A 21,182-nucleotide genomic window follows, 5' to 3' on the forward strand; every position below is an offset into this window, starting at 1 on the left:
CGGCGGCAATGAACAGCCGAGGCGATTTTCGGTTCAGAGCAGCATCAACTGCTCCTGGTCCTTGCCGGCAGCGACGAACTGGTCGGTCCGCAGCGTACGCCGCTCGGCATTGAGGCCGAGCCGCTTGGCGGTGATTTCGAAGCGCCGGCCGATCTGCCAAGCATAGGGTCCGGCGCCCTTCATGCGCTTGCCCCATTCCGAATCGTAGTCCTTGCCGTCGCGCATCGAACGGACCAGCGACATGACGTGGCGGTAGCGGTCGGGATAGTGGCGCAGCAGCCAGTCCTTGAAGATCGGGCTGACCTCCAGCGGCAGGCGCAGCACCACATAGCCGGCTTCGCGCGCCCCGGCATGGTGCGCCGAGTCGAGGATGCGTTCCATCTCCTGGTCGGTCAGGCCCGGAATGATCGGCGCCACCATCACCGAAGCGGGGATACCGGCATCCGAAAGCTGCCTGATCGCCTCCAGCCGCTTGGTCGGCGTCGATGCCCGAGGTTCCATCGTCCTGGCCAGCATGCGGTCAAGCGTCGTCACCGACAGCGCCACCTTGGCTAAGCCCCGCTCCGCCATGCGCGACAGAATGTCGATGTCGCGCACGACCAGGGCTGACTTGGTGACGATGCCGACCGGGTGGCCGCGCGCCTCCAGCACTTCGAGGATTTCGCGCATGATCCGGTACTGCTTCTCGATCGGCTGGTAGGGATCGGTATTGGTGCCGATGGCGATGGTGCGCGGCTGGTAGCCATCCTTTGACAATTCCTTGTCGAGCAGGCGTGCCGCGTCGGGCTTGGCGAACAGCTTGGATTCGAAGTCCAGGCCCGGCGACAGGCCCATGAACGAGTGTGTCGGCCGCGCGAAGCAATAGACGCAACCGTGTTCGCAGCCGCGATAGGGATTGATCGACCGGTCGAAGGAGATGTCGGGCGATTCGTTGCGGGTGATGATGGTGCGCGGCTTTTCCACCTGCACCTCGGTCTTGAAGGGAGGAAGTTCCTCCAGCGAACTCCAGCCATCGTCGAAGACATGCCGGCTGACAGGTTCGAACCGACCGGACGGATTGATGCCTGCCGACCGGCCGCGGTTGCGGTCCGGACGGACCCGCATGCCGCTCTGCTCGATCATTGCATTGGCCATTTCGGCTCGTCCTGCTCCGAAGGCTGCAATGTCGGCTCGCATGATCGGTTCCATCTTCGCCCGCTCCCAGGGACTGTCCATGTTGTGTCGAATCGCTCTGTTCATGAAATTATTCCTATTTTCTCGATGAGAACAAATCAAGAACTTTCTATGGTGCGCTGCAAAAACTGGCGCCGACCAACGCTTTCCGCTATTCGGCTAACCATGCTCAGTGTTCTGATCGAAACGCACAATGACGAGGAGGGGCTCGCCCGTACGCTGGCGACGCTGATTGGCGGCGCGGTCGAGGGCGTGGTGCGCGAGGTTGTCGTCTGCGACACGGGCTCCAGCGACCAGACGCATCGCGTCGCCGAGCATGCCGGCTGCCACTATGTGGGGAGCGGCGGCATCGCCGCCGGCATCCGCCAGGCCAAGGGTGACTGGCTGCTGTTTCTCGAACCGGGTGCGAGGCTGGTGGAGGGCTGGATCGACGCCGTCGTCGCCCATACGGCCAGGCAGACAATAGCGGCCCGGTTCTCGCGGGCGCGGGGCAGCCGTCCACCGTTCCTGGCCCGGGTCTTTTCGGCAAACCGCGCGCTCGCCGACGGACTGGTGATCAGCAAGCGACAGGCGGCATCTCTGTCCAAGAACGCCGGCACCGCCGAGGCCTTAGCGCGCGGGCTGGCGACCAGGCGGCTCGACGCCGAAATCTGGCCAGCGCAGCCGAAGCAGCAGCACCGCTCTCGGGGGTGATTTTTGCAACGGCTCTGCGTGGCGTTGCTTACGAAGCCGATTTGCCGCGCCGCAGATGCTCGTCCAGGCGCGGCATGATCTCGACGAAGTTACAGGGCATGTGCCGGTAATCGAGCTGTGGCTCGAGGATACCGTCCCAGGCGTCCTTGCAGGCGCCGGGCGAGCCCGGCAGCACGAAGACGAAAGTGGCGTTGACGACACCGCCGGTCGCCCGGCTCTGGATCGTCGAGGTGCCGATCTTGTCATAGGAAATGCGGTGGAACACTTCCGAAAAGCCGTCCATGCGCTTTTCGAAGATCGGCTCCAGCGCCTCGGGCGTCACATCGCGTCCGGTAAAACCGGTTCCGCCAGTGGTGATCACGACGTCGACGGCCTTGTCCCGCGACCACGCCAGAACGGTGTCGCGGATTTTTTCGCGGTCGTCGGTGACGATATCGCGGGCGGCCACGATGTGGCCGGCCTTGGTAATGCGATCGGCCAGTGTCTGCCCGGATTTGTCGTCGGCCAGGCTGCGTGTGTCGGAAACAGTCAGCACCGCGATGCGCACCGGAATGAAGGCACGGCTCTCGTCAATTCTGGCCATCTCGCCCAGCCTCCGACGCCATGCTGCGCGTTGCCGCGACGAACCAGTCGGGCTGGCGGCCGCGGATCTCGGCCGCAGCGCGCTTGGCGACATTGCCGGTCTCGAACAGGCCGAAGCACGTCGCGCCCGATCCGGACATTCGTGAAAAGCCCGATCCGGCCTTATCAAGCCACGAAAGCGCCCTGCCGATGGCGGGCTGCATCGCAAGGGCTGGCCGCTCGAGATCGTTGCGGGTGATTTCCAGCCAGTTGCGCAGGCTGTGAAACTCGATACTGCGCGGCAGCGGCGGCAGCGGCTCATTATCGCGATGCGAAAGTGCGGCGAAGATTTCCGCCGTCGAGACCGGCACACCCGGATTGACCAGCACGAGACCCAGTGCTGAAAAATCCGGCACCATCGACAGTTCCTCACCAATGCCGCGCGCGACCAGCGGCTTTGCCGCCAGGCACATCGGCACATCGGCGCCAAGCGAAAGACCGATCCGCGCCAGTTCGGCGCTGTCGAGCTCCAGCCCCCAGCTCGCGGTCAGCCCGCGCAGCACGGCCGCCGCGTCGCTCGATCCTCCGCCCACGCCGGATGCGACCGGAAGGTTCTTTTCGAGCCTGATGCTTACCGGCGGCGTGCTCCGAACGCCGGCGGCCTGCCGCAGGGCGTCGCGGCCCTTCAGCACAAGATTGCCGCCATCGAGCGGTACGTCCGCCGCATATCGGCCGGACACGCTGAACTCATCGGCGTCGGCCGGCGCGATCTCGATCCTGTCGCCAAAGCGCGTGAACACAGCCAGGCTTTCGATGAGATGATAGCCGTCGGCGCGCCTGCCGGTGACGTGCAAAGCTAGGTTTATCTTGGCGGGTGCGGCCCATGTCCGGACACGCTGACCGGATTCCGCAGTCTCGATTGCGAGTGAAATGAGGGTCAGTCCTTGGCCAGCCGGTATTCGCCGGTCTGCGGATCCTTGACCAGCGTTCCCATCGCGCCGTTGGCCGCCTGTTTTTCGGTGCGCCGCACCTTGGCCGTCACGCGTTCAGCCTCGCGCACGAAGGTGCGGTAACCGAAATAGGCGGCGACGCCGACGACGGCGAAAAAAATGAGCTGCGGCATGTCAAACTCCTACCACGCTGGGCCGGTAAGACCGGCCGGTCGGGTCTTTCGGGCAACCATGCTAGACGCTTTCATGGCTTTTTCAAAGCCCGAAGCGCGCCCACGATGCGCGCTCTTCCGCCGCATCGATGACGCCGCTGGCGGCAACTGCGGCGATATCGGGTGCCGAAAAGCCCTTGCTCGAGCCGAACAGGCCAAAGCGGCCGAACAAACCGCGCGGCGCCGCCACCAGCCTGAGCTGGGTCTTCGGCCCGAAGCGGGTCTTCAGCACCGTGCGCATGTCGCCCAGCGCATCGACGAGGCCGAGCTCCAGGCCTCGCTTGCCGGTCCAGAACAGACCGGTGAACAGGTCCGGATCGTCCGCCAGCTTCGTACCGCGGCGCTCCTTGACCAGATCGATGAAGGTCTCGTGCACTTCGAGCTGCAGCACCTTGAGCCGCTCGACGTCTTCCTTCTTCTCGGGCTTGAACGGATCGAGCACCGCCTTGTTCTGGCCGGCGGTGTGGACACGGCGCTCGACGCCGATCTTCTTCATCAGTTCCGGGAAACCGAACGAGGCCGACACCACGCCGATCGAGCCGACGATGGAGGAGGGATCGGCGAAGATCTCGTCGCCGGCGACCGCGATCATGTAGCCGCCGGACGCCGCGACATCCTCGACGAAGACCAGGACCTTTTTATTCTTCTCGACCGCAAGGTCGCGGATGCGCTTGAAGATCAGCCGTGACTGCACCGGCGAGCCGCCCGGCGAATTGATCGAGATCGCGACCGCCGGCGCCTCGAAGGAAAACGCCTTTTCGATCAGTCCGGCGGTGGAAGCAAGCGACAGGCTCGGCCGGAACTGGCCTCCGCCGGCCATGATGGTGCCGTGCAGTCGGATGACCGGAACGGTGACGACGGAGGAGCGCCAGGACTTCGGCAGCAGGCGGTTGAAAAGACGTTTCACGATGGCGTGGTCTCCGGCGATGGTTGCAGGCATGTAGGGATTTCCCGGCCAACGGCAATGTGTAGGCCGCCAACAGCTCAGTCTCCGAACAGCGAGGCGAGCCCGTTGGTGATCATTTCGCTGCGCTCGTCGGGGCCGTTGCCCGATCGCGCGTGAAGCATCAGGGGCGGACGGATGGCGAGCTTTCCTCGTGCCCCAAGTGCTGCCCGCACGATAATGCGGATTGCGGCCGCGTCCGGGCGAGGGTGCACGGCGAGCATCTCGGCTTCGCCGAAGCGGCCTGAAATCGCGTCGAGAATGGCGCCGAGCTGTTCGGGCCGGGCGATGACGGCAAGCCCGCCGCGCGGCCTGACAACCGCCGCCGCACTGCGGATCCAGCTTTCGAACAGTCCGTCCTCCATGACATGCGCTTCCTTTCTTAGCGGCTCGGGAGTGGCGCGGTCCCGGGCGGCGTTGAAAGGCGGGTTCATGATGACGAAGTCGAAATCATTGTCGGCAAGGCCGGTGGCGGCCCGGGCGCGGCCCGACACGGTGACATCGGCGACGAGCACGGCAGCGCGATCGCTGAGGTGCGCGTTGCCCGGATGGGCAAGCGTGGCTGCCGCGAAGGCCGCCATCTCAGGCGCCCGTTCGACCAGCACAGCCTGGGCACCCGGACAGCGCGACAGCACCGCAAGACCGGCAGCACCGGCGCCGGCCCCGAAATCGGCGAGCCGGCCGCCAAACGAGGATGGTACGGATGCGGCCAGCATCATTGCATCCATCCCGGCGCGATGGCCGCCATGCTTGGGCTGCACGAGCCAGAACCGGCCGCGGTGGAACGCATCGACCGTGTGGGCCGGCGTATCCGGGACAAGGGCGGCTGGCGCGGCCGACATTATTTCCCCCGGATCTCGTTGGCGATGCCGGCATCGGTCAGGATGCGGCGCGCGGCGTCGGCCTGGTCGGCATCGACCATGACGCGTCGCGGCAGGATACCAAGCGAGCCGTCGAGCACGCTCATGTTCTGGTCGGCGACGAAGCAGCCGATCCCGGCATCGCGCATCAGCGATTCGACAAAGGAGATGATGACGGCGTCGTTGGTGCGGATGAGCTCTATCATCGCAAGAAACTCGCAGGTTGCGGCGTGCATGTAAACGTGCGGCCGCATTCCCGCATTTCCCGGCGTTGACACGCTGTCGCCGCCGCCGCGCCAATTCGCCACTTGCCGTGGCCGTGCCAGCGGCCCTAGAGTCTTGTCGGGACTAAGGGTGCCGTCGCACGCGTTATACCAAGACGGGAGTGATTGTCGTGGGTGTCGTTCTCAACATCGAAAACGGGAAGCGGGAGCCCGCCTCCATCAAGGATCTCATCGATCTGACTGCTGCCGATATGGGACGTGTCAACGAGCTGATCCTGTCCAAGGCCGGCTCCGACGTCGAGATGATCCCCGAGGTCGCCAATCACCTGATCTCGTCCGGCGGCAAGCGGCTCAGGCCAATGCTGACGCTGGCTGCGGCGCAGATGTTCGGCTATGCCGGCGAGGGCCACGTCAAGCTCGCCACTTCGGTCGAATTCATGCATACGGCCACGCTTCTGCATGACGACGTGGTCGATGAAAGCGGCATGCGGCGCGGCAAGAAGACCGCCCGCATGATCTGGGGCAACCAGGCCAGCGTGCTGGTCGGCGACTTCCTGCTCGGCCAGGCCTTCCGCATGATGGTCGATGTCGGCTCGCTCGAAGCGCTCGACATCCTGTCCAGCGCAGCCTCGATTATCGCCGAGGGCGAGGTCATGCAGCTGGCCGCCGCCAAGAACCTCGAAACCACCGAGGACGAGCATTTCGCCGTCATCAAGGCCAAGACCGCCGCGCTGTTTTCGGCCGCCGCCGAGGTTGGCCCGGTCATCGCCCAGGCAACCCGCAACGACCGTGCGGCGCTGCGTTCCTACGGCATGAATCTCGGCCTTGCCTTCCAGCTGATCGATGATGCGCTGGACTATGGCGGCACCAGCAAGGATCTGGGCAAGAATGTCGGCGACGATTTCCGCGAGGGCAAGGTGACCTTGCCGGTCATCCTCGCCTACCGGCGCGGCAGCAAGGCCGAACGCACCTTCTGGAAGCGCGCCATCGAGGACAATGTCACCGACGACGCCGGGCTGGAAAAGGCGATCGGCCTCATGACCCGCCACGGCGCCATTGCCGATACGATCGGGCGCGCCCGCCATTTCGGCGAGATCGCCCGCGACGCGCTGGCGCCGCTGGAAGAGACGCCGCAGAAATCGGCGCTGATCGACGTCATCGACTTCTGCATCAGCCGCGTGAACTGAGCGCCTGACGGCTTCCTGCCGGGGGCCGTCAGTGAAAAGACGCCTGTGAATTCGCCCTGCCGTATCGACAAGCCGCACCACCGCAAATTATCTATAAACCATGGCTAAGGGCACTGACGACACCATCGCCGTCCGCATCGGCAAGGTTTTGGCGGATCGCATCATCTCCGGCGCGATCGAGCCGGGGGCGAGGTTGCGGCAGGATCATGTCGCCGAGGAATTCAATACCAGCCACGTTCCTGTGCGCGAGGCCTTTCGCCGCCTCGAGGCGCAGGGCCTTGCCGTCAGTGAGCCGCGCCGTGGCGTGCGTGTCGCGGCCTTCGATCTGAGCGAGGTCAAGGAGGTCGCCGAGATGCGAGCCGCACTCGAAGTGCTGGCACTGCGCCAAGCCGCGCCGCATCTGACCTCGGCCATTCTCGACCAGGCCGAGGAGGCGACAAAAGCCGGCGACAAATCCCATGACGTCAGGTCGTGGGAAGAGGCCAATCGTGCCTTTCACCGGCTGATCCTGACGCCCTGTGGCATGCCCCGCCTGCTTGCCACCATAGACGACCTGCACGCGGCGAGCGCCCGCTTCCTGTTCGCGGCCTGGCGCTCGGAGTGGGAGACGCGCACCGACCAGGACCACCGGGCGATCCTCACCGCCTTGCGGCAGGGGAACACCGAATCGGCCGCGGCAACATTGGGACGGCATGTCCAATGGATTGGCCGCAAGCCGGTCAAGACAGCCTCAGGCGCCACGCGCGAAGCTTTCGCGATCGTGGGTTGAACGATCTTTTCCCAAGCCCAGGCTTGCTATCGCTCCAGAAATGTGGATTCGATAATAGATCGAAAACAGAAATTATCTATAATTTCGGATCGACCGAAGGGAAGCCTATGACCAACCTCGCATTCTCGTCCGCCAGACCGTCCTTCAGCCCGCTGCGTCTCCAGCAGCGATCGCTCGGTTGGCAGGCCGGCGCCGTCGTGCTCGGCACGCTGTTGCTGGCGCTGTCCTCCTACATCGAGGTTCCGATGGTGCCGGTTCCGGTGACCATGCAGACCTTCGCCGTGACGCTGATCGGTGCGCTCTATGGCTGGCGGCTTGGCGCGGTGACGATCGCGGCATGGCTGGTCGAAGGTGCTGTCGGCATTCCAGTCCTGGCCGGCGGCGCTGCCGGCATTCAGCATTTCGTGGGCCCGACGGGTGGCTATCTCTTTGCCTTTCCTGTCACCGGCGCACTGGTCGGCTGGTTGGCCGAGCGCGGCTGGAACGGCAACAGGGTTTTGCCTGCCTTCGCCGCCATGCTGCTCGGCAATCTTGCCTGCCTGGCTCTCGGCACAGCCTGGCTTGCCGTCATGATCGGCGCCGAGAAGGCCATCACCTTCGGTTTCGTGCCGTTCATCGTCGGCGGGTTGCTGAAATCGGCGCTTGGCGCCGCGACGCTGATGGCGCTCCCGCACGGCAAGATGAACTTGCCCAAGCCGTGACGGTCAGGCTGCGCGCCCACCATCTCCTTTGCCTGCTCACCTATGTGGGCAAGGGGTACAGCCCCGATTTTACCGCCAATTATGACGGGATCGCGGAGCGCTTGAGCCGGGGCGAGGACATCCTCCTCGTTTCCGGACCAGACGACATCTGCGCTCCGTTGCTTGGCGAGCCGGAACCGCACTGCCTGCGTGACAGTGCGGCCGGACGGGACCGGCAGGCCGCGGAAGACGTGGAAGCGCTGCTGGCTCGGCCGATCCGGCACGGCATCCGCGTCGATCTCGATGCCGCCATCCTGACAAGGCTGCGGCAGGCGTTTTCGACCGGCCACGTGCGCAAGGCGTGCGGCGGCTGCGAATGGAGCGGGCTGTGCGGCGCGGTGGCAAGCGGCGGCTATCGCGATGCGCGGCTGCGGCGGCCTGTTGACGCGCAAAACCGTCCCATTTAGCCATGGTTTGTTAATCGGGTGACCCGATTGTGAATTTCAGGCGGATTGAAGCGCGACCCCAAAAAGGCCATGCTTTGCCTGGAAAGATCGAGTCTGGGTCGATCCGCTGACGCGGAGATGGCGCCTGGCTGAAAGGGATATGATGCAGCAGGGACGTGCGCGCTGGCTGACAAGGCTGGCAATTGTGACGGGCATGGCGATTTCGGCATTGCCGGCCTATGCCAAGCAATCCACCGAACCGGTCAAGATCTCGTCATTCTCGGGCGCCTATCTGGCTGCCAGGATCGCCGAGGGCGACAACGACCTCGACAGCGCCATCGCCTATTACAAGCAAGCCCTGGCCTTCAATCCTGGTGACACAGCCCTGCAGCAGAGCCTGATGCTGTCGCTGATCGCTCAAGGCCGCTTCGACGAATCGCTGGTCTATGCCGACAAGCTCAAGGAAGTGCCCGATGTCGAGCGCTTCTCGCGCCTGGCGCTGGCGGTCGACACCTTCCACAAGAAGGATTTCACCAAGGCACAGTACTGGCTCAAGCTGTCGCTGGAATCCGATCTCGATCGGCTGATCTCCGGCGTCATGTCCGGCTGGGCCGAGCAAGGTGCCGGCCAGGCCAGCGAAGCGATGGTTTCTATCGACAAGCTGCAGGGGCCGGACTGGTTCGGCCTGTTCAAATCCTTCCACCGCGCCCTGATCGCCGATGCGTCTGGTATGCCTGAAAAGGCCGAGGCTATCTATGCCGCGACGATGCAGGACACCACCGCCGGCGGTGCGGCGCCTGAAACCTGGATGCGCAATGCGCAGGCCTATGCCTCGTTCCTGGCCCGCAAGGGCGACAAGGCCAAGGCGATGTCGGTGCTCGACCAGGCCGAGGCGTTCTCGCCGGGCAAGCTGGAAATCGTCGCCTTGCGCGACAGGATCAGCAAGGGCGACAAGATCGCGCCCTTCGTGTCCGGTCCGTCCGACGGTGCTTCCGAAATCCTGCTCGATCTTGCCACCGCGCTCAACCGTGGCGGCGGCGAGCCATTCGTGCGCCTCTATTTGCAATATGCCTTGGCCCTGAAGCCCGACAGCGACGCTGCCCTCGTGCAACTCGCCGCCGTGGCCGAACAGCTGAAGAACGGCGAGGGCGCCATCGCGCTCTATCGGCGCATCCCCGACTCTTCGCCGCTGAAGGAGATTTCGGACCTGCAGCTTGGCCTCAACCTTGCCGATCTCGACCGCCATGACGAGGCGATCACGCATCTGAAGGCCTTCGTCGAAGCTCATCCAAACGACATGCGCGCCTATCTGGCGCTCGGCGGTGTCTACTCCTCGAAGGAGGATTTCCGCTCCGCCGCCAATCTCTACGACAAGGCCGTCGAGGTGCTGAAGACACCGACCGCCGCCAATTGGAACATCTTCTACCAGCGCGGCATCGCCTATGAGCGGCTGAAGGAATGGCCGAAGGCCGAGCCGAATTTCCGCAAGGCGCTGGAATTGCAGCCAGACCAGCCGCAGGTGCTGAACTATCTCGGCTATTCCTGGGTCGACATGAACACCAACCTGAAGGAAGGCCTGGAGATGATCCAGAAGGCCGTCGATCTCAAGCCGAGCGACGGCTACATCGTCGATTCCCTGGGTTGGGCTTATTTCCGCCTCGGCCGGTTCGATGACGCGGTGCGCGAGATGGAACGCGCGGTCTCGCTGAAGCCGGAAGATCCGGTTCTGAACGACCATCTCGGCGATGCCTACTGGCGCGTCGGCCGCAAGCTGGAAGCCACCTTCCAGTGGAACCAGGCCCGCGACCTGAAGCCGGATCCCGACGTGCTTGCCTCCTTGCAACAGAAGCTGATGAAGGGCCTGCCGCCGATCGAGTCCAACACGGCGCAGGAAACCCCGAAGGTCAAGCCGGAGCCGGTTCCCGCCCCGAAGGGGTGAAACGCCTTTTTGGAATCCGAACGGGGCTCTCGGAGCCCCGTTTTCGTTTTGATGTCCGTCTGCTCAGAACGCGCTCAGAACATCTTTCGATAGACGACGAAGCCAGAGCGTTCGCCGACCTTGTCATAAAGCTTCATCGCCGTGTGATTGGTTTCATGCGTCAGCCAGTATACTCGGCCGGAACCGGCCTCCTGGGCGCGCTCGTAGACGCCTTCGATCAGCGCCCGGCCGACGCCTTTGCCGCGCGAGGCTTCGCTGGTGAAAAGATCCTGCAGATAGCAGTTCGGCGCGATCGCCGTGGTGCTGCGGTGGAACAGGTAGTGGACGAGGCCAAGCAACTCGCCTTCGTTTTCCGCGACCAGCGCATGCACCGGCTCATAGGCGTCGAAGAAGCGGGACCACGTCATTGCCGTGATGTCGCTTGCCAGCGCCGTCTCGCCCGAACGGCCATAGAAAGCGTTGTAGCCGTCCCACAGCGGCAGCCATCGGTCGAAATCCTGGCGCGTGACGGGGCGGATGGTGACGGGGTTGGACATGGCTTGACCTGTCGTCGTTGACATGGGTGATACAGGGCTTCGAAGAGAGCGCAGGTCGCCACGTCCGGCAATGGGCCAGCCGCTCGCAAAGCTTTCGACCGGTCCTGCAAAGGTCGCGGGCGCGCGCCTTGCTTGACGCTTCGCCGCCGTGTCTCTAGGACGTGGCCGCAAGCTAGCCTGTGTCGCCGAGGCCACCGTGACGATTGAAATCCCAGCCCATACGCATCCCAGCCGCTCGTTCCAGGGGCTGATCCTCACTTTGCACAATTACTGGGCGGCTTATGGCTGCGTCATCCTCCAGCCCTATGACATGGAGGTCGGCGCCGGCACCTTTCATCCGGCAACGACGCTGCGCGCGCTAGGGCCCAGGGGCTGGAACGCCGCCTACGTCCAGCCTTCGCGCCGTCCCAAGGACGGCCGCTATGGCGAGAATCCGAACCGGCTGCAGCACTACTACCAGTACCAGGTGATCCTGAAGCCCAATCCGCCCAATCTGCAGGAGCTCTATCTCGGCTCGCTGGCGGCAATCGGCGTCGACCCGTTGCTGCACGACATACGTTTCGTCGAGGACGATTGGGAAAGCCCGACGTTGGGCGCCTGGGGGCTTGGCTGGGAATGCTGGTGCGACGGCATGGAGGTGTCGCAGTTCACCTATTTCCAGCAGGTCTGCGGCATCGAATGCGCGCCGGTGGCGGGGGAACTCACCTACGGCCTGGAGCGCCTGGCCATGTATGTGCAGGGCGTCGACAATGTCTACGACCTCAACTTCAACGGCCGCGAGGGCGCCGACAAGGTGACCTATGGCGATGTGTTCCTGCAGGCCGAGCAGGAATATTCGCGCCACAATTTCGAATACGCCAACACGGCGATGCTGCTCAGGCATTTCGAGGACGCCGAGGCCGAGTGCAAGGCGCTGCTCGACGCCGGCGCGCCGGCGTCGAACGACAATCTGCCGATGCACAAGATGGTCTTCCCGGCCTATGACCAGTGCATCAAGGCCAGCCATGTCTTCAATTTGCTGGACGCGCGTGGCGTGATCTCTGTCACCGAGCGCCAGAGCTACATCCTGCGCGTGCGCAATCTGGCGAAGGCCTGCGGCGAGGCGTTCTTGAAGACGCAGGCCGGTGGATTGGCGGCCTGAGCCTCAAGCGTCCTCGATCATTCCGAGGGAAGCATGGATCGGCGGCAAGACCTGGCCGCTCTGGCCAGCCATTGTCCGTAGCGCCTGCCGCACGCCCGGCATCGAGAAGGCGCCGTGGGCCTGCGCGGTGAAGCAGGCGCTGAGCGCAAGGATCTGAAGAAGTCTGGATGCCGTTTTCATCGTCGTTCAGCCAATAGTTCCCTGCCTGAGCGTGGGTCGCTTCAGCGCAGCTTTCGGTTCATTGAAATCTTTGATCCAAGGACGGGCGGGTTCGGCTCGTCCCGACAGAGTGGCCAAAATTTCTGGAAAGGGTGACAGCGGCCAGCCGAGTTGCTATGCCCCGCCCGGACCACTCTCCCGCATGAGCTGACCCCGATGCCTGACCTGCTTCTTGAACTTCGTTCCGAGGAAATTCCTGCCCGCATGCAGCGCAAGGCGGCGGGCGATTTGAAGAAGATGCTGACCGACGGTCTGGTCGAGGCGGGTCTCACCTATGAGGCGGCGCGTGAGTATTGGACGCCCCGGCGCCTGACGCTCGATATACGCGGGCTCACCGCACGCTCAAAAGACATTCACGAGGAAATCAAGGGTCCGTCGACATCGGCGCCAGAACAGGCGGTCCAGGGCTTCCTGCGCAAGGCCGGCCTGTCTTCGATCGCCGAGGCGCATGTCCATTCCGACCCGAAGAAGGGCGACTTCTACGTCGCCCATATTTCGAAGCCGGGCAGGGCGGCCGAAGAGATCATCGCCGGACTGGTGCCTGACCTCGTCCGCGATTTTCCGTGGCCGAAGTCGATGCGCTGGGGACCGGCCTCGGCCAAACCGGGCTCGCTGCGCTGGGTGCGCCCGCTGCAGTCGATCCTGTGCACCTTCGGCCCCGAGACCGAGGAGCCGGTGGTGGTCGATTTCGAGATCGACGGCATCCGTTCGGGCAACATCACCTACGGCCACCGTTTCCTCGCGCCCGGCGAAATCACCGTGCGCCGCTTCGACGATTATGTGGGCAAGCTGGAGGCGGGCAAGGTCGTGCTCGACGCCGACCGTCGCAAGGAGATCATCCTCGCCGACGCCCGCAACCTCGCCTTCGCCAACGGGCTCGACCTGGTCGAGGATGAGGGGCTGCTTGAAGAAGTGTCCGGGCTGGTCGAGTGGCCTGTCGTGCTGATGGGCGAGTTCGAGCAGGCTTTCCTTGCCATTCCGGCGGAAGTGATCCGGTTGACCATCCGCGCCAACCAGAAGTGTTTTGTCACGCGGCCGCAGGGGGAAAGCGAGGCGCTTTCCAACCGCTTCATCCTCACCGCCAACATCGAGGCGAAGGACGGGGGCAAGGAGATCGCCCACGGCAACGGCAAGGTGGTGCGCGCCCGCCTGTCCGATGCGCTCTATTTCTGGACTACCGACCAGGGCGATTTGCCGGACCTTGACCAACTCCAGGCATCGGCCGAGAAGTTCGGGCTCGATCTGAAAAAGCCGCTCGACCAGCGCATGGCGCGGCTCGACCATCTCAATGTGACCTTCCATGCCAAGCTCGGCACGCAGGGCGAGCGGGTGGAGCGCATCAAGCGATTGGCGGAAGAATTAGCGCCGGTCGTTGGCGCCGATCGTTTGCCTGCAGGTCGCGCTGCCGTTCTGGCCAAGGCCGATCTCACTACCGAAATCGTCGGCGAATTTCCCGAGCTGCAGGGCGCCATGGGCCGCAAATACGCGCTGCTGCAAGGCGAGCATTCCTCGGTCGCCGCAGCGATCGAGGAGCATTACAAACCGCAGGGCCCGTCCGATCGTGTGCCGACCGATCCGGTATCGATCGCTGTGGCGCTGGCCGACAAGCTCGACACGCTGGTCGGTTTCTGGACAATCAACGAGAAGCCGACGGGATCCAAGGATCCGTACGCGTTGCGAAGGGCGGCGCTCGGGGTGGTGAGAATTTTGATTGAGAACGGGATTCGGTATCCACTTCTGCAATTGCCGGTGTACGAGGTTATAGAACCCAGCTATCGACCGAAAGTGTCTATAGTTGACGATCTGACTTCCGATGATTTTTACCGCGATGATTTCGACAACATTATCGAATCGATCGAGGACGATCAGGTGGAGCAGGTCGATCGCGAGTTGTTGGAAAGAGCGATCAGATTTGCGCGTAGGCAATTCGATCTTGGGAAGTTCGAAGATTCAAAATCTGAAGAAGATGGCTCACGGTATCACATTGAGATCAAGGGGCCGGTTTTTGATTTTGCCAACCCTCACCGCGACCTCCTCGCCTTCTTCCACGACCGCCTGAAAGTCTACCTTCGCGACCAGGGCGCCCGGCACGATCTCATCGACGCGGTGATCACGCCTCAATCCGATGACCTGCTGCAGATCGTGCGCCGCGTCGAGGCGCTTGGCTCTTTCCTTGACACCGAGGACGGCAAGAATTTGCTCGCCGGCACCAAGCGTGCCGCCAACATTCTGGCCGCCGAGGAGAAGAAGAAAACGGCCGTCGCCGAAACCGTTGAGCCGGCGTTGTTCCGGCAAGATGCGGAGAAGTCGCTGTTTGCCGCGGTGAATCAGGCCGAGAAGCAAGCCGGCGAAGCAATTCAAAACCAAGACTTTTCGGCTGCCATGCTGGCGCTTAGCGTGTTGCGTGAACCCGTTGATTCCTTCTTTGAGCATGTTCTCGTAAATGATGAGGACCTGTCCGTGCGTGCCAACCGACTGGCGCTGCTCGCGCGCATTCGCACGGCTACCGGTCAGGTCGCGGATTTCTCGAAAATCGCTGGTTGAGAAGCACTTTTCGAAAAGTCGGCACCGATTTTCTCGGACAAACGGTTTCCGTTTGTCCTGAGATCACGCCGGGATAGAGGGGCCGCAGGCCCCGGGAAAAATATGTTCCGGCCGGCCCTTCGAGCCGGCTTACAGTCATATGAGGATGATCTCTCCGTGGCAAAAGGGGCGTGTTCCCCATCCCAACGGAGGCTTCCATGAATTCCGATCACGAAATCGAAGTGACAGAAGAAACCTCGGCTCCTGCCGAGCCGCTTGAATCCGCTTCCGAAACCGCCCTCGATCACGCCGCTGCGATCACGGTCGAAGCCGCTGATCTGTCTGACGAAGACGGAGATGGCGATGACGAGGAAGGCGACGATGAAGACGGCGAAGAGTCTGACGAAGACGACGCCGATGACACCGTGAAGGCCGAAGGCGATGACGCCGAAGAATCCGAAGACGGCGAGTCCGAAGACGACGACGACAAGGAAGAAGCAGCCTGATTTTCAGTTAACAGGTTCTCGAGGGCGGCGCTTTCGCGCCGCCCTTCCGCCGTCTTCCCAAATTGATTTGATCAGTTCTCCAGGATGCTGACGCGCACGCTGTTTTCATAGACGTCGACCTGGATCAGCGGCTCGCCATTGACGATGGCGCGCTTGGTCGAGGAACTCATCGCGCCAGGGCGCTCCAGCATGCGCTGCAGGTCGGCGCGCTGGTCGTTGGTCCTGAACCAGGCGTCGCCCTCGTCGTCGCCGTCGCGGCGATGGAATTTGTGCCAGTTGGCGCGGTCTTGCCGCACCATCTGCGCGGCGCCATCCAGCGCATAGCCGTCGCTCGCCTGGTGGTCGCGATCAGAAATGCGCGCGACATAGGATCCCAGCATGTCGTCCGCTTGGGCCACGCCACCAAGCAATGACGCCAACAGAAGCCCTGCCACGGTAACGGTCTTCGAATTTTTCATGAGCAACCCCCTCTGCCTTGAACGATGCAATTGCGTCCGCTGGAGCCACTTGGCGAAAATCAGCCGCAGGGCCGCCAGCAAGATACTCTAGAAGAAATTCGCCGGACAGTGGTGCGCAGGACGCCAGACCGCCGTCAAGCCGCCGAGCATTTTGCCCGTCCGGTTCGGGTGGTCGCTACTTGACCTTGCCGGCTCCCGAAGCAGGCTGGTGGGCTGGCGGTGGCGGTACGGCTGCCGCCGGTGCCGCTGCTTTCCCTTGCGCTGCCGGCGCGGGGGTTGCCGAGGCTGTCGCCGTGGCGGGGGCGGTTGGGGTGGCTGGGGCCGTTGCCGCGGCCGGCGCCTTGGCCTGCATGGGTGTCGAGAAAGCGCCGCCGACGACGCCGCCCCTAATGATCATCGGGCTCTGCGCGAAGGAGTGCCTCGCCTCGGCCTTGCCGGGGATTGCCGCGACCTTTTCGTAGGTGACGTCAGGCTCGCCAAGCACAACGACGGACACAACATCGCTCGCCTTGCCGTCGGCCGCCTTCAGCGCAAGGATGGAGGGTGTCGAGGCCGGCGCACCGGGAAAGACCAGCGACGAGGCCTGAGCCCCGCCACCCATTGAGGCCAAAGTGATGGCAAGCGCTCCCCAGATACGAACAGACACCGACATAGCTCCCATTGCCCAGAAGCCGCACGATAGTACTCGGCGATTGATGCCGGCTTTCGTGGAAAGATAGCATTTTAGGAATTGATGAATTGCCAATGCCCGCTTGCCCCGGCGGCCCCGTCGTATTACGCAGCCGGCATCCGCGAGGTGACGAGAGTGGCTGAAATACTTGCCGTCGGCGAAGCGATGGAACCGGCGTTGGCGCTGCTCCTGGGCGGCGATGTCGTCGCCATCCCGACGGAAACCGTCTACGGGCTTGCCGGCGATGCCACCAACGGCATTGGCGTGGCGCGCATTTTCGAAGCCAAGGGGCGGCCGCGTTTCAATCCGTTGATCGCCCATGTCGCCGACATGGCGATGGCCGAGCGCATCGCCTCGTTCGATCCGCTGTCTAGGAAGCTCGCGCTTGCCTTCTGGCCGGGTCCGCTGACGCTGGTACTGCCACAGCGCCCCGGCAACGGCATTCATCCGCTGGTCACGGCCGGGCTCGACACGATCGCCGTGCGCATGCCGAGGGGTTTTGGCGGCGACCTGATCGCCAGGCTTGGCCGACCGCTTGCCGCGCCCAGCGCCAACTCATCCGGCAAGATCAGCGCGACGACGGCGCAGGCGGTGGCTGCGGATTTAGGCGGGCGCATCAAACTGGTGGTCGATGGTGGCGCCACGCCGGTCGGGCTGGAATCGACCATCGTCAAGGCCGAAGGCGAAAGGTTGCGCCTGCTTCGGCCCGGCGGCATTGCCGCCGACGAGATCGAGGCGGCCATCCGCATGGAGCTGCAGCGCGGCGGCATTGCCGGCGTCGAGGCGCCGGGCATGCTTGCCTCGCACTACGCACCGGGCGCGGCTGTTCGGCTCAATGCCGGCACGGTTGGTGAAGGAGAGGCGTTGCTTGCCTTCGGCGACCACCGCGCGGAAGGCTGGCGCGGCGCGACCGCTTTCCTCAACCTCTCCCTGTCAGGTGACCTGCGTGAAGCGGCAAGCAATCTCTTTGCCTACATGCAGGATTTGGACCGTAGCGGCGCGCGGATTATCGCCGTCGAGCCAATTCCCTTTGACGGGCTCGGCGAGGCCATCAACGACCGGCTCTCCCGTGCCGCCGCTCCTCGTGACAACGCACAGCCCACAACGTAGTTTTCCCAGATGACCGCAACCGCAAAGACACTCGATCCTGCTCTCATCGATCGTTTCGCGGCGATCGTCGGCGAGAAATATGCGCTGCGCGACCAGCAGGACATCGCGCCTTATCTGATCGAGCGACGCGGCCTCTGGCACGGCGCGACGTCCCTGGTGCTTCGGCCGGGCAGCGTCAACGAGGTCAGCCGGATCATGCGGCTGGCGACTGAGACCGGAACGCCGATCGTGCCGCAAAGCGGCAACACCGGGCTGGTCGGCGCGCAGGTGCCGGACAGATCCGGCCATGAAATCATCCTGTCGCTGTCGCGGCTGAACCGCGTCCGCGAGATCGATGTGCTGTCCAATACGGTCACGGTCGAGGCCGGTGTCATCCTGCAGACCTTGCAGGAAGCGGCCGATGCCGCCGACCGGCTGTTTCCGCTGTCGCTCGCCGCGCAAGGCTCCTGCCAGATCGGCGGCAACCTGTCGTCCAATGCCGGCGGCACCGGCGTGCTGGCCTATGGCAATGCGCGCGAACTGTGCCTCGGCGTCGAGGTGGTGCTGCCGACCGGCGAGGTGTTCGACGATTTGCGCAAACTGAAGAAGGACAACACCGGCTACGACCTGAAGAACCTGTTCGTCGGCGCCGAAGGCACGCTCGGTGTCATCACCGCCGCCGTGCTCAAACTGTTCCCGAAGCCGAAGGGGAGGGACGTCGCCTTCGTCGGCCTGTCGTCGCCCGAAGCCGCCCTTTCCCTGTTCAGCCTGGCCATGGACCGCGCCGGGGCCGCACTCACGGCCTTCGAACTGATCGGCAAGCGCCCGTATGACTTTACCCTTGCGCACGCCCAGGGCGTCGTGCGGCCGCTGGCCGAAGACTGGCCCTGGTACGTGCTGATGCAGATATCGTCCGGCCGCTCAGCGGAGGATTCTCGGGCGCTGATCGAGGATGTGCTTTCGGCGGGTCTAGAGCAGGAATTCGTCGGCGATGCCGTCATCGCCGCCAGCCTCGGGCAGGGCGATGCCTTCTGGGATTTTCGCGAGCTGTTGCCCGAGGCACAAAAGCCGGAAGGCGCTTCGATCAAGCACGACATTTCGGTGCCGATCGCATCGATACCGCGCTTCATAAGGGAGGCCGCCGACGCCGTGGCGTCAGTGAGCGCCGGCGCCCGCGTGGTCTGTTTCGGCCATATGGGAGACGGCAACCTCCATTATAACATTTCACGGCCCGTCGATGGCGACGACGAGGCGTTCCTGGCGCTCTATCATGCGATGAACAAGGCCGTGCATGACGTGGTGCGCAGCCTGCACGGTTCGATCTCGGCCGAGCACGGCATCGGTCAGTTGAAGCGCGACGAACTGATCGCCACCGCGCCGCCGATGGCCATCGATCTGATGCGCCGGGTAAAGGCTGCCTTCGATCCGGCGGGCATCATGAATCCTGGTAAGGTTATCTGATCCTTTCAACATCCTGTGGCTGGTGGCATTCCGATAACCATCCCTGAGATCAGCAAAATTTAACCGACTTTCTTAAGCGCGGCGGTAAGGAGCCGGCGCTACTGTTTCCCCATAACGAGGCCGGGAAAACTGGCCCGGAGAGAACCGGACACCGGCTCTCAGGAGACAGACAGGAAGGCGCTCTATGAACGTGAACACTGGACTGAAGCCAGTCTGGGCGGGACGCAACATGCGTCTCGACCCATTCCGCCTGCCGCAGGTGGTGAGCTATGCCACGCGCGACGATTATGGCGACGTAACCTTCACCATCGACCAGCGCGGCGCCGTGATCCGCCGCCTGCTCGAGATGAGCGGCCTGCCGGCGATCATCGTGCTGCCCGCCAATGCATTTCGCGGCGTCGCCGCCCGTGCGATGGAGGATCCGGAAGGCAATGTCACGGTGACCCTGGAACTCCTGCACAACGATCCGATGCTGTCGGTGCCGCTGCTGGTGGCCGACGATCTCGAAGACGTCGCCGCCGACTGGCGCGCCTGGGCCGACGCCTACCGTCTGCCGATGCTGCTGATCGAATCCGATGGCGTCGCCCGCACCCTGGAAGAATCGCTCGGCGCCGCCATCAAGACATTGCCGCCGCGGGAGCGCCGCAAGGGCCGCGTTTCCAATATGCGCCGCCCCCGCTTCCTTGCCCGCCGCAGAGCCGGTGACCTCGGCCTCAGGCTGGTGATCGGCGGCGAGGAGATCATTTCAAGAGACTAGCGTTCTTCTCCCCGTCACTATACGGGGAGAAGTGCCCGGCAGGGCGATGAGAGGCAGCGCTGGCATGATTTTTTGGCCTTAATTGCGTGTGCGCTGGTTCGTCGATGAACCCTCGCCTCGCCTCCAAAGGTCGGCGCTGCCCCTCATCCGGCTGCCGCCACCTTCTCTTCGTATAGAGACGGAGAAGGATAAGCCGCTACACCAGCGGCTTCAGCGTCACCCACAGCGCGCCGCCGATGAGGCCGAGGAAAATCAGCCAGCCGACCTGGTTGTTCGACCGAAACAGCCGCAGGCACTGGTCTGGATCGTCGATATCCAGAACCGCGATCTGCCGCGCCATGTGGGCGCCGGCGGCGATCAATCCCGCCAGTGCCACCACCGGGGCTTGCGCCGAGGCGAAGGCGATGGCGAAGCAGATCAGCGTACCGCCATAGAGCCCCGCGAGCCATGCCTTGGTGTTGTCGCCGAACAGCCGCGCGGTCGAACGCACGCCGACAATGGCGTCGTCTTCCTTGTCCTGGTGGGCATAGATCGTGTCATAGCCGATCACCCACAGGATCGAACCGATATAGAGCATGATGGCGGGGCCATCGAGATCACCGAACTCGACCGCCCACCCCATCAGCGCGCCCCAGGAAAAGGCGAGGCCGAGAAACAGTTGCGGCCAGTTGGTTATCCGCTTCATGAATGGATAGACGGCGACGATCGCCAGCGAGCAGACGCCGAGCAGAATGGCAAAGCTGTTGAACTGCAGGAGCACCGTCAGGCCGACCAGGGCCTGCAGGACAAGAAACAGCCAGGCCCGCCGGCGCGTGGTCTGGCCGGACGGCAGCGGGCGTGAGCGGGTGCGTTCGACCTGATTGTCAATGTCCTGGTCGACAATGTCGTTATAGGTGCACCCGGCGCCACGCATGGCGATGGCGCCAATCAGGAAGAGCACGAGGTACAAGGGCGCCGGCAGCAGCGAGAGCAGCGGGTCGCCTGGGCGCGGATAGGCGCTCGCCGCAAGTGCGGCCGACCACCAGCATGGCCACAAAAGCAACTGCCAGCCGATCGGCCTGTCCCACCGCGCCAGTTGCGCATAGGGCCAGATGGCGCGCGGCAGCACGCGATAGACCCAATGGCGGTTCGGCGCATCGGCGACGCGACCCTGGGCCGCTTTTGACTGGACAGGTTCCATCGGCA

24 protein-coding genes are annotated in these 21,182 nt (G+C 63.8%); 12 read left to right on the top strand and 12 right to left on the bottom strand.

Going from position 1 to position 21,182, the window contains the following annotated elements:
- Positions 1-33: 33 nt before the first annotated feature.
- Positions 34-1,188: a PA0069 family radical SAM protein gene (locus tag FJ936_RS11445; protein ID WP_041163509.1), complete on the bottom strand. Its 1,155-nt coding sequence runs from the start codon at positions 1,186-1,188 to the stop codon at positions 34-36.
- A gap of 150 nt (positions 1,189-1,338) precedes the next feature.
- Here FJ936_RS11445 and FJ936_RS11450 point away from each other — a divergent pair, with 150 nt between their 5' ends.
- On the top strand, positions 1,339-1,866 hold the full coding sequence (locus FJ936_RS11450) for a glycosyltransferase (RefSeq protein ID WP_140788093.1): 528 nt from the start codon (positions 1,339-1,341) through the stop codon (positions 1,864-1,866).
- A gap of 28 nt (positions 1,867-1,894) precedes the next feature.
- Here FJ936_RS11450 and moaB read toward each other — a convergent pair whose 3' ends face one another.
- From moaB to FJ936_RS11480, 6 genes are all read right to left on the bottom strand, one after another.
- A complete protein-coding gene (moaB, locus tag FJ936_RS11455; RefSeq protein WP_140788095.1) occupies positions 1,895-2,449 on the bottom strand; it encodes a molybdenum cofactor biosynthesis protein B in 555 nt (184 codons plus the stop codon).
- Positions 2,436-3,359: a 4-(cytidine 5'-diphospho)-2-C-methyl-D-erythritol kinase gene (locus tag FJ936_RS11460; RefSeq protein ID WP_181171090.1), complete on the bottom strand. Its 924-nt coding sequence runs from the start codon at positions 3,357-3,359 to the stop codon at positions 2,436-2,438. Before FJ936_RS11460 ends, moaB begins: the two co-directional genes overlap by 14 nt.
- 5 nt (positions 3,360-3,364) lie before the next feature.
- Positions 3,365-3,550, bottom strand: a complete 186-nt coding sequence (locus tag FJ936_RS11465) for a membrane protein (RefSeq protein ID WP_015318848.1) — start codon at positions 3,548-3,550, stop codon at positions 3,365-3,367.
- A gap of 82 nt (positions 3,551-3,632) precedes the next feature.
- Positions 3,633-4,496 carry a S49 family peptidase gene (locus tag FJ936_RS11470; RefSeq protein ID WP_140617598.1) on the bottom strand — a complete coding sequence of 288 codons (864 nt, stop codon included), beginning with the start codon at positions 4,494-4,496 and terminating at the stop codon, positions 3,633-3,635.
- Between the two features lie 77 nt (positions 4,497-4,573).
- A complete protein-coding gene (locus tag FJ936_RS11475) occupies positions 4,574-5,374 on the bottom strand; it encodes a methyltransferase (RefSeq protein ID WP_015318846.1) in 801 nt (266 codons plus the stop codon).
- Positions 5,374-5,598 (bottom strand): DUF2007 domain-containing protein, encoded by a 225-nt coding sequence (locus FJ936_RS11480; RefSeq protein WP_015318845.1) that lies wholly within the window; start codon positions 5,596-5,598, stop codon positions 5,374-5,376. Before FJ936_RS11480 ends, FJ936_RS11475 begins: the two co-directional genes overlap by 1 nt.
- Before the next feature lie 188 nt (positions 5,599-5,786).
- Here FJ936_RS11480 and FJ936_RS11485 point away from each other — a divergent pair, with 188 nt between their 5' ends.
- The 5 genes from FJ936_RS11485 to FJ936_RS11505 all read left to right on the top strand — a co-directional run bounded on the left by FJ936_RS11485 (position 5,787) and on the right by FJ936_RS11505 (position 10,637).
- Positions 5,787-6,803, top strand: a complete 1,017-nt coding sequence (locus tag FJ936_RS11485; RefSeq protein WP_015318844.1) for a polyprenyl synthetase family protein — start codon at positions 5,787-5,789, stop codon at positions 6,801-6,803.
- A 100-nt stretch (positions 6,804-6,903) separates the two neighbouring features.
- Positions 6,904-7,572 (top strand): GntR family transcriptional regulator, encoded by a 669-nt coding sequence (locus tag FJ936_RS11490; RefSeq protein WP_140788101.1) that lies wholly within the window; start codon positions 6,904-6,906, stop codon positions 7,570-7,572.
- A 107-nt stretch (positions 7,573-7,679) separates the two neighbouring features.
- Positions 7,680-8,273 carry a biotin transporter BioY gene (locus FJ936_RS11495; protein ID WP_140788103.1) on the top strand — a complete coding sequence of 198 codons (594 nt, stop codon included), beginning with the start codon at positions 7,680-7,682 and terminating at the stop codon, positions 8,271-8,273.
- Positions 8,270-8,719, top strand: coding sequence for a DUF1284 domain-containing protein (locus FJ936_RS11500; RefSeq protein WP_140788105.1), 450 nt, complete (start codon positions 8,270-8,272; stop codon positions 8,717-8,719). Before FJ936_RS11495 ends, FJ936_RS11500 begins: the two co-directional genes overlap by 4 nt.
- Before the next feature lie 142 nt (positions 8,720-8,861).
- Complete coding sequence (locus tag FJ936_RS11505; protein WP_140617320.1) at positions 8,862-10,637, top strand: tetratricopeptide repeat protein; 1,776 nt, start codon at positions 8,862-8,864, stop codon at positions 10,635-10,637.
- A gap of 74 nt (positions 10,638-10,711) precedes the next feature.
- Here the strand turns inward: FJ936_RS11505 and FJ936_RS11510 are convergent, their stop codons facing one another.
- The gene (locus tag FJ936_RS11510; RefSeq protein ID WP_140788107.1) at positions 10,712-11,173 is read right to left on the bottom strand and encodes a GNAT family N-acetyltransferase; all 462 of its coding nucleotides are present in this window, start codon (positions 11,171-11,173) and stop codon (positions 10,712-10,714) included.
- 196 nt (positions 11,174-11,369) lie between these two features.
- Between FJ936_RS11510 and FJ936_RS11515 the strand changes: the two genes are divergently transcribed.
- Positions 11,370-12,314 carry a glycine--tRNA ligase subunit alpha gene (locus tag FJ936_RS11515; protein ID WP_141906574.1) on the top strand — a complete coding sequence of 315 codons (945 nt, stop codon included), beginning with the start codon at positions 11,370-11,372 and terminating at the stop codon, positions 12,312-12,314.
- A gap of 3 nt (positions 12,315-12,317) precedes the next feature.
- Here FJ936_RS11515 and FJ936_RS30500 read toward each other — a convergent pair whose 3' ends face one another.
- Positions 12,318-12,494 carry a hypothetical protein gene (locus FJ936_RS30500; protein ID WP_181171086.1) on the bottom strand — a complete coding sequence of 59 codons (177 nt, stop codon included), beginning with the start codon at positions 12,492-12,494 and terminating at the stop codon, positions 12,318-12,320.
- 195 nt (positions 12,495-12,689) lie between these two features.
- On the opposite strand from FJ936_RS30500, the gene glyS reads away from it, so the two are divergent.
- Together glyS and FJ936_RS11525 are read left to right on the top strand one after the other, a co-directional pair.
- The gene (glyS, locus tag FJ936_RS11520; protein ID WP_141906575.1) at positions 12,690-15,077 is read left to right on the top strand and encodes a glycine--tRNA ligase subunit beta; all 2,388 of its coding nucleotides are present in this window, start codon (positions 12,690-12,692) and stop codon (positions 15,075-15,077) included.
- Positions 15,078-15,274: 197 nt separating this feature from the next.
- The gene (locus FJ936_RS11525) at positions 15,275-15,562 is read left to right on the top strand and encodes a hypothetical protein (protein WP_015318835.1); all 288 of its coding nucleotides are present in this window, start codon (positions 15,275-15,277) and stop codon (positions 15,560-15,562) included.
- Positions 15,563-15,633: 71 nt separating this feature from the next.
- On the opposite strand, the gene FJ936_RS11530 is transcribed toward FJ936_RS11525, so the two are convergent.
- Positions 15,634-16,020 (bottom strand): hypothetical protein, encoded by a 387-nt coding sequence (locus FJ936_RS11530; protein WP_015318834.1) that lies wholly within the window; start codon positions 16,018-16,020, stop codon positions 15,634-15,636.
- Between the two features lie 175 nt (positions 16,021-16,195).
- Entirely contained in the window at positions 16,196-16,666 is a 471-nt protein-coding gene (locus tag FJ936_RS11535; protein WP_141906576.1) for a hypothetical protein, read from the bottom strand.
- 159 nt (positions 16,667-16,825) lie between these two features.
- On the opposite strand from FJ936_RS11535, the gene FJ936_RS11540 reads away from it, so the two are divergent.
- The 3 genes from FJ936_RS11540 (at position 16,826) to FJ936_RS11550 (ending at position 19,997) form a co-directional block, all read left to right on the top strand.
- Positions 16,826-17,800: an L-threonylcarbamoyladenylate synthase gene (locus FJ936_RS11540; protein WP_181763122.1), complete on the top strand. Its 975-nt coding sequence runs from the start codon at positions 16,826-16,828 to the stop codon at positions 17,798-17,800.
- A gap of 9 nt (positions 17,801-17,809) precedes the next feature.
- The gene (locus FJ936_RS11545) at positions 17,810-19,240 is read left to right on the top strand and encodes an FAD-binding oxidoreductase (RefSeq protein WP_141906578.1); all 1,431 of its coding nucleotides are present in this window, start codon (positions 17,810-17,812) and stop codon (positions 19,238-19,240) included.
- Positions 19,241-19,430: 190 nt separating this feature from the next.
- On the top strand, positions 19,431-19,997 hold the full coding sequence (locus tag FJ936_RS11550) for a DUF6101 family protein (protein WP_041163896.1): 567 nt from the start codon (positions 19,431-19,433) through the stop codon (positions 19,995-19,997).
- Between the two features lie 196 nt (positions 19,998-20,193).
- Here the strand turns inward: FJ936_RS11550 and ubiA are convergent, their stop codons facing one another.
- Positions 20,194-21,177 (bottom strand): 4-hydroxybenzoate octaprenyltransferase, encoded by a 984-nt coding sequence (gene ubiA / locus FJ936_RS11555; RefSeq protein WP_181763129.1) that lies wholly within the window; start codon positions 21,175-21,177, stop codon positions 20,194-20,196.
- Positions 21,178-21,182 lie beyond the last annotated feature (5 nt).

Source organism: Mesorhizobium sp. B2-4-13 (assembly GCF_006658535.1).
Classification (GTDB): domain Bacteria; phylum Pseudomonadota; class Alphaproteobacteria; order Rhizobiales; family Rhizobiaceae; genus Mesorhizobium; species Mesorhizobium australicum.

What these genes read in the sequence shown, in the direction of transcription:
- FJ936_RS11445 (WP_041163509.1), bottom strand. Translation starts at nt 1,188, where the DNA reads ATGGAACCGATCATGCGAGCCGACATTGCAGCCTTCGGAGCAGGACGA.
- FJ936_RS11450 (WP_140788093.1), top strand. Translation starts at nt 1,339, where the DNA reads ATGCTCAGTGTTCTGATCGAAACGCACAATGACGAGGAGGGGCTCGCC.
- moaB (WP_140788095.1), bottom strand. Translation starts at nt 2,449, where the DNA reads ATGGCCAGAATTGACGAGAGCCGTGCCTTCATTCCGGTGCGCATCGCG.
- FJ936_RS11465 (WP_015318848.1), bottom strand. Translation starts at nt 3,550, where the DNA reads ATGCCGCAGCTCATTTTTTTCGCCGTCGTCGGCGTCGCCGCCTATTTC.
- FJ936_RS11475 (WP_015318846.1), bottom strand. Translation starts at nt 5,374, where the DNA reads ATGTCGGCCGCGCCAGCCGCCCTTGTCCCGGATACGCCGGCCCACACG.
- FJ936_RS11480 (WP_015318845.1), bottom strand. Translation starts at nt 5,598, where the DNA reads ATGATAGAGCTCATCCGCACCAACGACGCCGTCATCATCTCCTTTGTC.
- FJ936_RS11490 (WP_140788101.1), top strand. Translation starts at nt 6,904, where the DNA reads ATGGCTAAGGGCACTGACGACACCATCGCCGTCCGCATCGGCAAGGTT.
- FJ936_RS11495 (WP_140788103.1), top strand. Translation starts at nt 7,680, where the DNA reads ATGACCAACCTCGCATTCTCGTCCGCCAGACCGTCCTTCAGCCCGCTG.
- FJ936_RS11505 (WP_140617320.1), top strand. Translation starts at nt 8,862, where the DNA reads ATGCAGCAGGGACGTGCGCGCTGGCTGACAAGGCTGGCAATTGTGACG.
- FJ936_RS11510 (WP_140788107.1), bottom strand. Translation starts at nt 11,173, where the DNA reads ATGTCCAACCCCGTCACCATCCGCCCCGTCACGCGCCAGGATTTCGAC.
- FJ936_RS30500 (WP_181171086.1), bottom strand. Translation starts at nt 12,494, where the DNA reads ATGAAAACGGCATCCAGACTTCTTCAGATCCTTGCGCTCAGCGCCTGC.
- glyS (WP_141906575.1), top strand. Translation starts at nt 12,690, where the DNA reads ATGCCTGACCTGCTTCTTGAACTTCGTTCCGAGGAAATTCCTGCCCGC.
- FJ936_RS11525 (WP_015318835.1), top strand. Translation starts at nt 15,275, where the DNA reads ATGAATTCCGATCACGAAATCGAAGTGACAGAAGAAACCTCGGCTCCT.
- FJ936_RS11530 (WP_015318834.1), bottom strand. Translation starts at nt 16,020, where the DNA reads ATGAAAAATTCGAAGACCGTTACCGTGGCAGGGCTTCTGTTGGCGTCA.
- FJ936_RS11545 (WP_141906578.1), top strand. Translation starts at nt 17,810, where the DNA reads ATGACCGCAACCGCAAAGACACTCGATCCTGCTCTCATCGATCGTTTC.
- ubiA (WP_181763129.1), bottom strand. Translation starts at nt 21,177, where the DNA reads ATGGAACCTGTCCAGTCAAAAGCGGCCCAGGGTCGCGTCGCCGATGCG.